The following is a 14,678-nucleotide window of genomic DNA, read 5'->3' as shown; positions in this document are numbered from 1 at the left end:
ACACGTAATAAACATGTGAATTATTTCATTACGTGTATTTTCCTTATATTTGCGGTGTTAAAATTAAATTTATTTTAAGATACTATTCCATAAAGTTTTCCCATTCTGAATAAAGATTTTCTATTAGTTTTTGTTTATTTATTATATCTTTATTTATTTTTTCACTTTTACCAGAATCCGAATATACTTCTTCAAGACAAAGTTGCTCTTGAAGGGAATTTACTTCTTCTTCTAGGGCTGTTATTTCCTTTTCTAAATTTTTTATTTTAAGCTTTTCTTGTTTTAATTTTTTTTCTTCTTCTTTTTTCTTTTTTCTTTCTTGGTGTATTTGAGTTTTAGTTTTTGAATTTTCAGAAGTTATAGCTTCATAGTCAAATCTATTAGGATTAATTTTTTTGTGAATATAATAATCATAATTACCTAAATATTCTTTTATACCATCTATATTTAGTTCATAAATTTTTCCGATAACCTTATTTAGAAAATATCTATCATGAGATATAACTAAAACTGTACCATCGTAATTTAATAAGGCATCTTCTAAAGCCTCACGAGACATTATATCTAAATGGTTAGTAGGTTCATCTAAAAGAAGAAAATTGGATTTAGAAAGCATTAATTTTAATAAATTAACTTTGCATTTTTCTCCACCACTAAGCTTTGATATTTCTTTAAATACATCATCCCCAGTAAACAAAAATGCGGCTAAAGAATTTCTAACTTCTGTAGTAGTCATTTCAGGAAACTCGTCCCAAACCTCATCTAATACAGTATTACACTCATTTAAGTCAGATTGTTCTTGATCATAATAACCAATGAATACATTCTTACCTATATATTTTGTTCCAGAGTTGCTTTGGATTTTATCCATTATTATTTTAAGTAATGTGGTTTTACCTCTACCATTATCCCCAATTAAAGCGATTTTTTCTCCTCTTTTTATATCCATTTCAACATTGGTAAACAAGGTTATATCTCCATAACTTTTGCTTAGATTTTCTAAATGGAGTATATCATTTCCACTTTTTATTTGAGTTTCAAAATTTATTTTTACAGGTTTAGGTAATTTATCTGGAGCATCTATCTTCTCAATTTTATCTAAAGATTTTTGCCTACTTTCAGCTGCCTTTATACTTTTTTCCCTATTAAAAGATCTATATTTTTCTATTATTTTTTCCTGCCTCTTAATTTCAGATTGTTGAAGATTATAGGCTTTTAACTTTACTTCATATTCTTTTTTTCTAAGGTCTATAAATTTAGAGTAATTGCCATTATAACAATTTATATGACCACTTATAAGTTCAAAGGTTTGGTTTGTGATTTCATCTAAAAAATATCTATCATGGGATATAATTAATACAGTACCCTTATAGGCTTTTAAATATTCTTCTAACCAATTTATAGCTGTTAAGTCTAAATGATTTGTAGGTTCATCTAGAAGCAATATATCTGGACTTTGAAGTAAAAGCTTACAAAGGGCTACTCTAGTTTTTTGGCCACCACTTAATATATTTATTTGTTTATTAAAATCTTCTTCCTCAAAACTTAAACCCCTTAATACTCTATGAATTTCACCTTTATAAGTATAGCCCCCTCTATTTATATACAAATCTGTATAGGTAGTATAATCTTTTATAATTTTATCATGATATTCTTTATTGTTTTTATCATAGGGTTCATTCATTAATTTTTCTAATTTATTTAGTTTTTCTTCCATTTTTATAAGATCATGAAAAACATCTAATACTTCTTCATAAATAGTATTGTTAGAATCTAATGAAAGATGTTGAGCAAGATATCCTAAAGATTTAGATTTATCTATAAATATATCTCCACTATCCTGTTCTAAAGAAGAAGTAAGAATTTTAAATAGAGTGGATTTACCAGCACCATTAGCACCTATTAAACCAACTTTATCATTCTCATTTATGTTAAATGTTAAATTATCTAAAATTAAATCAACACCATAAGCTTTTGAAATATTTTTACAACTTAATACAACCATTAATTTCACCATCCTTAACAAGTACTATTTTACTATGTATTGCATTTTTTTTGTAGTATTATATAGGAGGATTTGATTTTTTTACTTCAGTAATATAATATATTACTATAGTATTCAGCAATTTTAGTGTATAATATTTAATTGTATGATACAATATAGGTAATAATAATAGTAAAAATATGATATTAAGAGGTGTAATATGGATAAGAAAAAAAATATTTCAATGGCAGTTATAAGAAGATTACCTAAATATCATAGATATTTGTATGAATTATTAAAAAATGATGTAGACAGAATATCTTCAAAAGAATTAAGTGAAAAAATAGGATTTACTGCATCTCAAATACGCCAAGATTTAAACTGTTTTGGGGATTTTGGACAACAAGGATATGGGTATAATGTTAGCGAATTACATCATCAAATAAGCAATATATTAGGGCTAAACAATCCTTACAATATTATAATTATTGGAGCAGGTAACATAGGGCAAGCGTTAGCAAATTACACTAGATTTTCAAAATTGGGATTTAATGTAAAAGCTATGTTTGATACAAATCCTAAATTAATAGGATTAAAAATAAGAGAAATAGAAATATTAGATATTGATTATTTGTCTAGTTATCTAGAAAAAAACAATATAGATATAGGTATAATATGTGTACCCCATGATAACGCTCAAAAGGTAGCCAATATTCTTGTTAAAAATGACATAAAAGGCATATGGAATTTTGCACCTATAGATTTGTCAGTTCCAGAAGATGTAGTAGTAGAAAATGTACATTTAAGTGATAGTCTTTTAACTTTGACTTGCTTAATAAACAAGACTGAGTAAAACATTAAACTTTATTTATTTTTAGATTTGGTTTGTTATTGTATTAACAAACCAAATAAAAAATTGAAAACTTTTAAGGGCTCTCTTCAATCCTGTTAAAGAGGGTCTTATTTATGTTGTTTAATACAGGTATAAGCATATGCAATTTATTTAATTAGGATAAAAAAATATAATAATTATGTTATAATTATATTGTAAATAAAGAATATAAATACGGGGGAATAATTATTATGTACAAAATATTAGAAAAGAAAAACATAGCACCTAGTATATTTCTCATGAAGATTAAAGCACCAAGGGTAGCAAAGTCAGCAAAACCAGGACAATTTGTTATAGTTAAGATGGACGAAAAAGGAGAAAGAATACCTCTTACTATATGTGATTACGACAAAGAAGAGGGTAGTGTAACTATTGTTATTCAAGCTATAGGTTCTTCAACAAAAAAAATGGATTCTTTTAAAGAAGGGGATAGCTTTAAAGATTTTGTAGGACCATTGGGACAACCTTCAGATTTTGTAAATGAAAATTTGGATGATATAAAGAAAAAGAAAATGGTATTTATAGCAGGGGGACTTGGTGCGGCACCAGTATATCCACAAGTAAAATGGCTTAGTGATCATGGAATAAAAGCAGATGTTATTATTGGATGTAAATCAAAAGAACATTTAATATTAGAGGAAGAAATGAAGAAGGTAGCAGGGAATGTTTATGTAGCTACAGATGATGGTTCTTATGGATATAAAGGACTTGTAACTAATTTATTAAAAGATTTAATTGATAAAGAAGGAAAAGCCTATAATCATGTAGTAGCAATAGGCCCTATGATTATGATGAAATTTGTAACTTTACTTACAAAGGAATACAACATAAAGACTATAGTAAGTTTAAACACTTTAATGGTAGATGGGACAGGTATGTGTGGAGCTTGTAGGGTAACTGTTGGAGGACAAACTAAGTTTGCTTGTGTAGATGGTCCGGAATTTGATGGACATTTAGTAGATTTCAAAGAGGCTCTTAGAAGACAACAAATGTATAAAACTGAAGAAGGAAAGAAATTATTAGAAGATCAAGAAAAAGCAGAAGGACATGTATGCCATGTAGGATTGGATGGTGATAAATAATGAATAAAATGAAAAGGGTGTCAGTGAAAGAACAAGATCCTAATAAGAGAATTACAAACTTTGATGAAGTTTGTTTAGGATATACGGAAGAAGAAGCTATAGAAGAAGCTAAAAGATGTCTTCATTGTAAAAAGCCTATGTGTGTTGGAAAGTGTCCTGTAAGCATTAATATACCAGAATTTATAGAACATATAAAAAAAGGTGAGTTTGAAAAGGCAGCTAAAGCAATTGCAAAAGATAGTGCATTACCAGCAGTTTGCGGAAGAGTATGTCCTCAAGAAACTCAATGTGAAGGTAAATGTGTTCTTGGAATAAAGGGAGAACCAGTAGCTATAGGGAAATTGGAAAGGTTTGTAGCGGATTGGTCAAGAAAAAATAATGTGGATTTAAGTAAAACAGAAGAGAAGAAAAATAAAAAGGTAGCGGTAATAGGAAGTGGTCCTGCAGGGCTTACATGTGCAGGTGATTTGGCTAAAAAAGGGTATGATGTTACTATATTTGAAGCTTTACATGAACCAGGTGGAGTGTTAGTTTATGGTATACCAGAATTTAGATTGCCAAAAGATACAGTAGTAAAGCATGAAATAGATAATGTTAAAAAATTGGGCGTTAAAATAGAAACTAATGTAATAGTTGGAAAGACTGTGACTATTGATGAATTAGTAGAAGAAGAAGATTTTCAAGCTATATTTATAGGCTCTGGAGCAGGACTTCCAAAATTTATGGGGATACCAGGAGAAAATCTAAATGGAGTATTTTCTGCTAATGAATTTTTAACAAGAACTAATCTTATGAAAGCTTTTAAAAAGGAATATGATACACCTATTAAAGTAGGGGAAAAAGTCGCTGTAGTTGGTGGTGGAAACGTTGCTATGGATGCTGCAAGAACCGCAAAAAGACTTGGAGCTGAAGTATATATAGTTTATAGAAGATCAGAATCAGAATTACCAGCTAGAGTAGAAGAGGTACATCATGCCAAGGAAGAAGGAATAAAGTTTAATTTGCTAACTAATCCTGTAGAGATTTTAGGAGATGAAAATGGTTGGGTAAAAGGGATGAAATGTATTAGAATGGAATTAGGAGAGCCGGATCAATCAGGAAGAAGAAGACCTGTTGAAATACCAGGTTCAGAATTTACTATAGAGTTAGATAGCGTTATTATGTCGTTAGGTACATCTCCAAATCCACTTATAGCATCTACAACAGAAGGCTTAGAAAGTACAAAACGAGGATGTATAGTAGCTGAGGAAGAAACTGGAGTTACTACAAAGGTAGGAGTATTTGCAGGTGGAGATGCAGTAACAGGTGCTGCTACGGTTATATTGGCTATGGGAGCAGGTAAAAAAGCTGCTAAATCTATAGATGAATATTTAAGTGATAAATAATATTATCTTATAATAAATATTGACAAATATATATAATTAGTTATAATCTATAAGCTGTACTTTATATTTAGAGTACGGCTTATTTATTTTTAAGTTTTAGTATATACTATTTAAGGAGTATAAAAATTTATTTATAAGGAATGATTTATATGGATTTTAATTATATAGAAAATTGTACAAATGCTATAGTTATTAAAGATGTAAGAAACTTTGAATTAGCACATATTTTTGAATGTGGTCAATGCTTTAGATGGTACAGGGAAGAAAAGGGTTCTTATATAGGAGTAGCCTACGGAAAGGTTATAGAAGTAGAAAAAGCAAATAATGATGTAATATTACATAATGCTACAGAAGAGGATTTTAAAAATATTTGGGCAGAATATTTTGATTTATATAGAGACTATGGCGAAATAAAACATATACTAAGTAAAGATGATTTATTAGCTAAATCTGTTGAATTTGGACATGGAATAAGACTTTTAAAACAAGATCCATTTGAAATGATAGTATCTTTTATAATTTCTGCGAATAATAGAATACCAATGATTAAAAGGGCTATAAAAAACATAAGTGAAAAATGGGGGTATCCTATAGAGTATAAAGGAAGTATATATTATAGCTTCCCTACAGTAGAACAACTTAAAGATGCAACAGAAGAGGAACTAAAAGAATGTGGTGTTGGTTTTAGAGCTAAATATATAAAAGATACTGTAAATAAAATTTATGAAAATTCTGTAGAACAAAGTGAGCAATATAAAAAAGAGTATGATATGTTATGGATAAAAAATCAACAAGATGATATATGTCATAAAATGTTACAAAATTATAGTGGCATAGGTGCTAAAGTTGCAGATTGTGTTATGTTGTTTTCTATGGAAAAGTACTCTGCATTTCCAGTAGACGTTTGGGTAAAAAGAGCTATGCAATATTTTTATCTAGCTCCTGATGTATCACTAAAAAAAATACGAGATTTTGGAAGGGAAAAATTTGGAGAATTATCAGGATTTGCCCAACAATATTTGTTTTATTATGCAAGAGAAAACAAAATTGATGTTAATGAGGAATAATATTAATAAAATGAAGTACAGGAAGTAATATTATATTAAAATAAGTTCAAATTTTTGATATAATTTATATGTTTGTATTTTAAAATTTTTTTGTTTGTTTTACTTATGTAAAATATATGTATAAATTACAAAATAATATTTAATATAAAGTTTAAGAATATGGAGGATGTTTGATGATAAAGTTTGAAACTGAACTAAAGAGAATAAAATATTTAGTTTTAAAAGAAGTTGCCCAGTTAGCTATTAAAGGTAATATGGATAAGCTAGACATGCTCAAAATACCATATAAAATATTAAATGAAAAACAAGCAGAATACAGATGCTGTGTTTATAGGGAAAGAACAGTAGTATATGAAAGAGCTCAGTTAGCAGCGGGATTTAAGCCAGACGATAATTTAACAAATGAATTAGAAAGTATAAGTGATAATGACCAAATAATATATGTAATAGCTTCTGCCTGTGATCAATGTCCTATAAATAGATTTACAGTAACGGAAGCCTGCAGAGGATGTATACAACATAAATGTATGGAAGTTTGTTCAGCTAAGGCACTAGCCAGAATAAATGGTAAATCCTATATAGATCAAAATAAGTGTAGGGAATGTGGATTGTGTAAAAAAGTGTGCCCTTATAATGCTATAGTAGAGGTTATGAGACCATGCAAGAGAGTGTGTCCTACAGGAGCTTTAGAAATAAATCCAGATGATAAAAGAGCTATGATAGAAAAAGAAAATTGTATTAATTGTGGAGCCTGTATGGGGGCATGTCCATTTGGGGCTATTTCAGACAAGAGTTATATAGTCAATATAACTAGATTATTAAAAGAAAAGAAAAAAGTATATGCGATAATAGCACCAGCTATTACAGGGCAATTTGGTCCACAAGTAAAAGTTGGACAAGTAAAGAATGCCTTAACAAAAGCAGGGTTTAAAGATATGGTAGAAGCTGCTTGTGGAGCGGATGCAGTAGTATTTAGTGAGTCTCAAGAGTTTGTAGAAAGAATGGAAGAAGGACAAAAATGTATGACTACATCTTGTTGTCCAGGCTTTGTGAATTATATAGAAAACCAATTTAAAGATTTAGCAGGAAATATATCTACTACGGTATCTCCTATGATAGCTACAGGAAGAATGATAAAAGAGATGGATAAAGATGCCTATGTGGTATTTATAGGGCCTTGTACTGCTAAAAAGAGTGAAGTTTTAAGAGATGAACTAAAAGATGCAGTAGACTATGTTATGACCTTTGAAGAAATAGCAGCTCTTTTAGGTGCTCTACAAATAGAGCCTTCTGATTGTGAAGAAGATGAAGTTCAGGATGCTTCAGCTTTTGCAAGAGGATTTGCTCAAAGTGGTGGTGTTACAGCTGCAATACAAAACTTTATTGATTCTAAAGAAATAGATATAAAATTTAATCCAACTAAAGTAAGTGGTAAAGACGAAATAAAGAAAACTCTTATGCTAGCTAAGGCAGGAAGAATTCCATTTAACTTTGTAGAAGGAATGATGTGTGAAGGAGGATGTATTGGAGGTCCAGCAACTATGACTTCTCTTATGAAAGCTAAAGGTCAATTAATTAAATTTAGTAAGGAATCTGAAAGTAAAGATGTTATAGAAAATAAAAAAGTAGAAAATTTTGAAAAAGTAAGTATGCATAAGCATAAATAACAGAAAGTATAGAATTAACACAAAAAGTATTTTTATTCAATAAATAGCTATAAAAATAAATTATTATATTTATTTTTATAGCTATATTTATTTTTATAATTTATTGCAGTTTAACAAAAACTATTTAATATAATTTTTAGATTTTTAAAGAATTAATAAAATTTATAAAGTAGTAATTTGTAAATAAAAAAATATGATATTATTTATATAAATAAAAAAATAATATTTTATAAATAAAGGGGAAGAATTATGCTGGAAAGTATAAGAAAATATATAAAAAAGAATTTAAATATCATTAAAGAAATATTAAGTGATAACAAAGGGAGTATAATATTATCTTTATTCTTTTTATTTATAATTTTTGTAGGTTATATATATTATAAAAATTTTGCAGTATTAAAAGATCCTAGAAATATTAAAAATATTATACTGTCCTATGGTAGTTATGGTATTATTGTTTTTTTGTTATTTCAAATAATTCAAGTTGTAGCTTTTTTTATACCAGGAGAAGTAATACAAATAACTGGAGGATATATATACGGAACTTTACTAGGAGGTGTATATTCTCTTATAGGGATTACGTTAGGAAGTGTTTTTGTATTTTTATTAGCTCAAATGTATGGTAGACCTTTAGTTAATAAAATAATTTCTAAAAAAGATTTAAAGTTTTTTGATAGATTGTTAAATATAGGAAGTGTAAAATTAATAGTATTCTTGTTATATTTAATACCAGGAATACCTAAAGATGCATTAGGTTATATATGTGGTATATCAGATATTAAATTTAAGGATTTTTTTATTTTATCCACATTAGGTAGAATACCAGGAGTTTTAGCATCTGCATATTTTGGAGCAAATATTCATGCTGGAAATAGGACTATTCTGATAACAGTAGGAGTTATATCATCTTTACTTTTTATAATAGGAGTATTAAAAGGGGAAAAAATAATAAAAAAAATAGGGAAAAATATTAGGGAATTATAATTTCCTAATATTTTTATATAATATGTAAGAAATTAAAGAAAAAAGTATTATAAAAAATAGTATAAGTAAAACAGAATGAAAAAAGAAAGCTTCAGGTAATAGGTTTATAATAGGATCTTTGTTAGGATCAAATATCCAATAGTCATTAGAGAAAAAAATCCTATGAAAAAGGGTAAATCCCTTGTCAAAGTTCAAGGTTAATGGAATTATTAGTGATAGAGGCATAATAATAGTTAAAATGGAAGAATATTTTAAAAAACTAACATTTTTAGTTATTTTTAATTTATAATATATAACAGGTACAGAAATAAAAATATTTATAAATAAAAACTTATCTAAAAAATTGAATATATTTTTAACATCTTTAAAATGGATTATCCCTTCTTTTGATGAAGGTAAGCTAGGAAGACAGAATACAATGTTTTTATGAGAATTTAAATAATAGATTAAGTAGTTAAAATTTTCTTTTATTTCTTTCATGTTCAAATCTGTATTTTTTATTATAGATAAATTTGTAATATCCCAATAATATAAAATTTTAAAATTAAGTGTTAATTTTACGGAAACAATTATAAAAATAATAGTTAAAATAATTGATAATAGTATATCTATAAAAAATCCTTTGTTTTTTAATATCATAATAGAATCTCCTAATTATAAAATATATATGTATATTTTATACCAAAAGGAGTATAAAAAACATATTTTTATGATAATAATACAAATGTATAAAAAACATAGAAAATAATACTAAAATAACAAAATATCGATATATAGCATTATAAATTTAAAATATGGCTATAATTAAGCTATTAAATTCTTATTTCAAATTTGATATTATAAACACTATTGCCTATTATAATAATTGTATTAGCACTCAAGATTAATGAGTGCTAACAAAAAAGATAGTAATTATTTAAAATATAAAAATATTTTAAGGAGGGGTTTATATGAAGATTAGACCACTTGGAGATAGAGTAGTAATCAAAAGAGTAGAAGCAGAGGAGACTACAAAAAGCGGAATAGTATTACCAGGAGCTGCAAAAGAAAAACCACAGGTTGCAGAAGTAATAGCTGTAGGACCTGGTGGATTAGTTGATGGAAAAGAAGTTAAGATGGAATTAAAAGTAGGGGATAAGGTATTATTCTCAAAATACGCTGGCAATGAAGTAAAAATTGAAGGTGAAGAAGTAACTATATTAAAGCAAGATGACATATTAGCAGTAGTCGAAGGTTAATTATATATTTTATTAGGAGGTATGAGAAATGGCAAAAAGTTTATTGTTTGGAGAAGAAGCTAGAAGATCAATGCAAGCTGGTGTTGATAAATTAGCTGATACAGTAAAAGTAACACTTGGACCAAAAGGAAGAAATGTTGTTTTAGATAAAAAGTTTGGATCACCATTAATAACAAATGATGGTGTTACAATAGCAAGAGAAATAGAATTAGAAGATGCATATGAAAATATGGGGGCACAACTTGTAAAAGAAGTTGCAACTAAAACAAATGATGTAGCAGGAGATGGTACTACTACAGCTACGTTATTAGCTCAAGCTATAATAAGAGAAGGTTTAAAAAATGTTACAGCAGGGGCTAACCCAATCCAAATAAGAACAGGAATAAGAAAAGCTGTAGAAAAGGCTGTAGAAGAAATAAAAGTTATTTCTAAACCTGTAAATGGAAAAGAAGATATTGCTAGAGTTGCTGCTATATCAGCTGCAAGTGAAGAAGTAGGAAAACTTATTGCAGATGCTATGGAAAGAGTAGGAAATGACGGAGTTATAACTGTAGAAGAATCAAAATCTATGGGAACTGACCTAGAAGTAGTTGAAGGTATGCAATTCGATAGAGGATATGTGAGTGCATATATGGTAACTGATACTGAGAAAATGGAAGCAGTATTAGATGACGTGTATATTTTAATAACTGATAAGAAAATATCCAACATACAAGAAATATTACCTATCTTAGAACAAATAGTTCAACAAGGTAAAAAATTATTAATAATAAGTGAAGACATAGAAGGAGAAGCTTTAAGCACATTAGTACTTAACAAGTTAAGAGGAACATTTACTTGTGTAGGTGTAAAAGCACCAGGTTTTGGAGATAGAAGAAAAGAGATGCTTCAAGATATAGCTATTTTAACAGGTGGTGAAGTTATTTCTGAAGAATTAGGAAGAGATCTAAAAGATGTTACTATAGATATGTTAGGAACAGCAGACAGTGTAAAAGTTACTAAAGAGAATACTACAATAGTTAATGGCAAAGGTGATAAAGTAGCTATAAAAGAAAGAGTATCTCAAATAAGAGTGCAAATTGAAGATACAACTTCAGAATTTGATAAGGAAAAACTTCAAGAAAGACTTGCTAAATTAGCAGGTGGAGTTGCTGTTATAAGAGTTGGAGCAGCTACGGAAACTGAATTAAAAGAAGAAAAATTAAGAATAGAAGATGCTCTTGCAGCTACAAAAGCAGCAGTAGAAGAAGGAATAGTTCCAGGTGGTGGAACAGCATATATAGATATTATACCTAAAATTGCTGATTTAACTTCTGATATTATAGATGTTAAATTAGGAATAGGCATAATAAGAAAAGCTCTAGAAGAACCAGTAAGACAAATAGCTAATAATGCAGGTGCTGAAGGATCAGTAATAATTGAAAAAGTTAAAGCTAGTGAAGCAGGCGTTGGATATGATGCTTTAAATGATAAATATGTAGATATGTTAAAGACTGGTATAGTTGATCCTACTAAGGTTACAAGATCAGCATTACAAAATGCAGCTTCAATTGCGTCTACTTTCTTAACAACAGAAGCTGCAGTAGCAGATATCCCAGAAAAAGAAAATACACCACCAATGGCACCAGGAATGGGAATGGATGGAATGTATTAATAAAAATAAAAATGAGAGACTCTTTGTATAGAGTTTCTTATTTTTTTATATTTAATATCATTTTTATTATTAAAAATGATTGTCTCTTTGTTTCCAAATATTTTTCATGTCTATATTACATAAGGAAGTCATAAGTCTATCTATAGCTTCAGGATAAGCTTCTTCTAGTTTAAACATTAAATTTTTCATTTCTTCTCTAGTAGTTTTTTTATCCTCAGGACAAGTACTTTTAATTACAGGTAAATTATATTTTTCTACCAAATCTTTAATCAAATCTTCTCTTAAATATATTAAAGGTCTGATTATATGAACATATTTATCCTTATAATCTATATGTGGACTGAAAGATCCGAACTTACCAATTTTTAAAACATTCATAAATAAAGTTTCTATTACATCATCACAATTATGACCAAGAGCTATTTTTGTGGCACCTATGGATTTAGAAACTCTTACAAGGCAACCTTTTCTTAGTTTAGAACAAAGGGAACATGGGTTTTTATCCTTTCTTTCATTGAATACTACATTTGCAATATTGGTTTTTTCTATTATTAAGTCTATGCCATTTTTCTTGCAAAAAATTTTTAATGGTTCTAGACCCATATCTAAGCCTAAGTCTACATGGATAGCTACTATTTCAATATCTTTTATAGCTGTTAATTGTATTAGCTTTAAACAAAATAGCAAGAATATACTATCTTTACCACCAGAAACAGCTACAGCGATTTTATCTCTTGGAGATATCATATTATAGTCATCTATAGCTCTTCTTACATACTTTAAAAATTTTTTATTATAGTTTTTTTCAAATATAATCAATAAAATAACTCCTTTCTCAGTTTACATAAAAACATATATAATTTACAATACTAAATAGTAGATATAAATAGATTCTATAATAATATTAAATAGATTTTCAATAATAAGAATAAATATTTAGTGTGAAAGATAAAATTTGCAAATTAAAAACGAAATTACTATTGAATTTATCTTTTTTATGAAGTATAATACTAACAAATATTTTTAATAAAAAGCATAAGAAAATTCGTTACTGTTTTAAAATGCAATAAAAAAATCAATATTTGCAAAATTGACTCATATATCCCCATAATAAGGGTGGGAGTATCTACCGAAAACCATAAATTTTCGACTATGAGTGATTATTAATAATGCTACAATAAAGGCCTATTAATTTTCACTTATAGTTTCAGTGGTAATTAATGTGTTTTTTTTTATAATTTTATAGGAAGGATGATTTAAATGGCAAAAATAATAAAACAAGCATACACTTTTGATGATGTTCTTTTAGTTCCAAATAAATCAGAAGTTTTACCAAAGGAAGTTAATTTAAGCACAAATTTAACTAAAAAAATAAAATTAAATATACCTCTTATGAGTGCAGGAATGGATACAGTTACGGAGTCCAAAATGGCTATTGCTATGGCTAGAGAAGGCGGTATGGGAATAATACATAAAAATATGACTATAGCTGAGCAAGCTGGTGAAGTTGATAAGGTAAAAAGACAAGAAAATGGAGTAATAACAGATCCTTTTTATCTTGCACCAGATAATACTATACAGGATGCGCTAAATCTTATGAGTAGATATAGAATTTCTGGAGTGCCTATAACTAAAGGAGAAAAATTAGTCGGAATAATAACTAATAGAGATATATTATTTGAAAATAATTATGAAAAAAAAATAGAAGAAGTTATGACTAAAGAAAATCTTATAACAGCGCCAGAAAATACCACTATAGAAGAAGCAAAAGATATATTAAAGTCACATAAAATAGAGAAATTACCTTTAGTAGATAAAGACAATAATTTACGTGGACTTATTACCATAAAGGATATAGAAAAAGTTAAAAAATTTCCTAATAGCGCTAAAGATTCTAGAGGAAGACTTTTATGTGGTGCAGCAGTTGGAGTTACAAAGGATATGATGGAAAGAGTAGACGCCTTAGTAAAAGCACAAGTAGATATAATTACAGTAGATACTGCCCATGGACATTCTAAAGGAGTTATAGAAGGCGTAAAAAAAATAAAAGAAAAATATCCAGATATTCAAATTATTGCAGGTAATGTTGCAACAGCTGAAGCAACTAGAGACTTAATAAATGCAGGAGCGGATTGTATAAAGATTGGAATAGGACCAGGTTCTATATGTACAACTAGAGTAGTTTCAGGTGTTGGAGTTCCTCAACTTACAGCAGTTATGGACTGCGTTGAAGAAGCAAATAAATATGGAATATCAGTAGTAGCTGATGGCGGAATTAAATATTCAGGAGATATAGTTAAATCATTAGCTGCTGGAGCCAAAGCTGTTATGATGGGGTCAATGTTTGCAGGCTGTGCAGAAGCACCAGGAGAAACAGAAATATATCAAGGAAGAAGTTATAAAGTATATAGAGGAATGGGATCATTAGCTGCTATGGCCTGTGGTAGTAAAGATAGATATTTCCAAGAAGATAACAAAAAATTAGTACCTGAAGGAGTAGAGGGAAGAGTACCATTTAAAGGACCAGTAATGGAAACTATATATCAAATGCTAGGTGGTATTCGTTCTGGGATGGGATATTTAGGATCCGCTACGTTGAATGATTTATATGAAAAGGCTACATTTGTAATTCAAACATCTTCAGGGATAAGAGAAAGTCATCCTCATGATATTTCAATAACAAAAGAAGCACCAAATTATAGTGTTAATCAATAAAAGGAGGCAC

At 28.4% G+C, this 14,678-nt stretch carries 12 protein-coding genes and 1 riboswitch; of the genes, 9 read left to right on the top strand and 3 right to left on the bottom strand.

What is annotated here, in order from left to right; translation table 11 throughout:
- Window positions 1–82 precede the first annotated feature (82 nt).
- On the bottom strand, window positions 83–2,005 hold the full coding sequence (locus ACYUDJ_RS12050; protein ID WP_042384202.1) for an ABC-F family ATP-binding cassette domain-containing protein: 1,923 nt from the start codon (window positions 2,003–2,005) through the stop codon (window positions 83–85).
- A 199-nt stretch (window positions 2,006–2,204) separates the two neighbouring features.
- Between ACYUDJ_RS12050 and ACYUDJ_RS12045 the strand changes: the two genes are divergently transcribed.
- The 6 genes from ACYUDJ_RS12045 (at window position 2,205) to ACYUDJ_RS12020 (ending at window position 9,061) form a co-directional block, all read left to right on the top strand.
- Window positions 2,205–2,837: a redox-sensing transcriptional repressor Rex gene (locus ACYUDJ_RS12045; protein ID WP_003357537.1), complete on the top strand. Its 633-nt coding sequence runs from the start codon at window positions 2,205–2,207 to the stop codon at window positions 2,835–2,837.
- Window positions 2,838–3,067: 230 nt separating this feature from the next.
- A complete protein-coding gene (locus tag ACYUDJ_RS12040) occupies window positions 3,068–3,958 on the top strand; it encodes a sulfide/dihydroorotate dehydrogenase-like FAD/NAD-binding protein (protein WP_003483256.1) in 891 nt (296 codons plus the stop codon).
- Window positions 3,958–5,343 carry an NADPH-dependent glutamate synthase gene (gene gltA, locus ACYUDJ_RS12035; RefSeq protein ID WP_043032546.1) on the top strand — a complete coding sequence of 462 codons (1,386 nt, stop codon included), beginning with the start codon at window positions 3,958–3,960 and terminating at the stop codon, window positions 5,341–5,343. The genes ACYUDJ_RS12040 and gltA overlap by 1 nt, the downstream gene beginning before the upstream one ends.
- A gap of 149 nt (window positions 5,344–5,492) precedes the next feature.
- Entirely contained in the window at window positions 5,493–6,410 is a 918-nt protein-coding gene (locus ACYUDJ_RS12030) for a DNA-3-methyladenine glycosylase family protein (protein ID WP_043032545.1), read from the top strand.
- A gap of 173 nt (window positions 6,411–6,583) precedes the next feature.
- Window positions 6,584–8,077, top strand: a complete 1,494-nt coding sequence (locus ACYUDJ_RS12025; protein ID WP_003483262.1) for a 4Fe-4S dicluster domain-containing protein — start codon at window positions 6,584–6,586, stop codon at window positions 8,075–8,077.
- Between the two features lie 249 nt (window positions 8,078–8,326).
- Window positions 8,327–9,061 (top strand): TVP38/TMEM64 family protein, encoded by a 735-nt coding sequence (locus tag ACYUDJ_RS12020; protein ID WP_043032544.1) that lies wholly within the window; start codon window positions 8,327–8,329, stop codon window positions 9,059–9,061.
- Here the strand turns inward: ACYUDJ_RS12020 and ACYUDJ_RS12015 are convergent.
- On the bottom strand, window positions 9,056–9,700 hold the full coding sequence (locus ACYUDJ_RS12015; RefSeq protein ID WP_003483266.1) for a TIGR01906 family membrane protein: 645 nt from the start codon (window positions 9,698–9,700) through the stop codon (window positions 9,056–9,058). The two genes, ACYUDJ_RS12020 and ACYUDJ_RS12015, sit on opposite strands and share 6 nt — an antisense overlap.
- A 311-nt stretch (window positions 9,701–10,011) precedes the next feature.
- Here ACYUDJ_RS12015 and ACYUDJ_RS12010 point away from each other — a divergent pair, with 311 nt between their 5' ends.
- Together ACYUDJ_RS12010 and groL are read left to right on the top strand one after the other, a co-directional pair.
- On the top strand, window positions 10,012–10,299 hold the full coding sequence (locus tag ACYUDJ_RS12010; protein WP_003483267.1) for a co-chaperone GroES: 288 nt from the start codon (window positions 10,012–10,014) through the stop codon (window positions 10,297–10,299).
- A 28-nt stretch (window positions 10,300–10,327) separates the two neighbouring features.
- A complete protein-coding gene (gene groL, locus ACYUDJ_RS12005; protein ID WP_003483269.1) occupies window positions 10,328–11,953 on the top strand; it encodes a chaperonin GroEL in 1,626 nt (541 codons plus the stop codon).
- Between the two features lie 69 nt (window positions 11,954–12,022).
- Here the strand turns inward: groL and ACYUDJ_RS12000 are convergent, their stop codons facing one another.
- Window positions 12,023–12,772 (bottom strand): tRNA lysidine(34) synthetase, encoded by a 750-nt coding sequence (locus ACYUDJ_RS12000; RefSeq protein WP_003483270.1) that lies wholly within the window; start codon window positions 12,770–12,772, stop codon window positions 12,023–12,025.
- 256 nt (window positions 12,773–13,028) lie between these two features.
- A riboswitch (purine riboswitch) is annotated at window positions 13,029–13,126 on the top strand.
- Between the two features lie 87 nt (window positions 13,127–13,213).
- Here ACYUDJ_RS12000 and guaB point away from each other — a divergent pair.
- Window positions 13,214–14,668 carry an IMP dehydrogenase gene (gene guaB, locus ACYUDJ_RS11995; RefSeq protein WP_003483272.1) on the top strand — a complete coding sequence of 485 codons (1,455 nt, stop codon included), beginning with the start codon at window positions 13,214–13,216 and terminating at the stop codon, window positions 14,666–14,668.
- Window positions 14,669–14,678 lie beyond the last annotated feature (10 nt).

This window comes from Clostridium sp. CTA-6, assembly GCF_054768115.1.
Note: the sequence above shows the minus strand (reverse complement) of the source record. Positions and strands in the feature narration are given on the sequence as shown.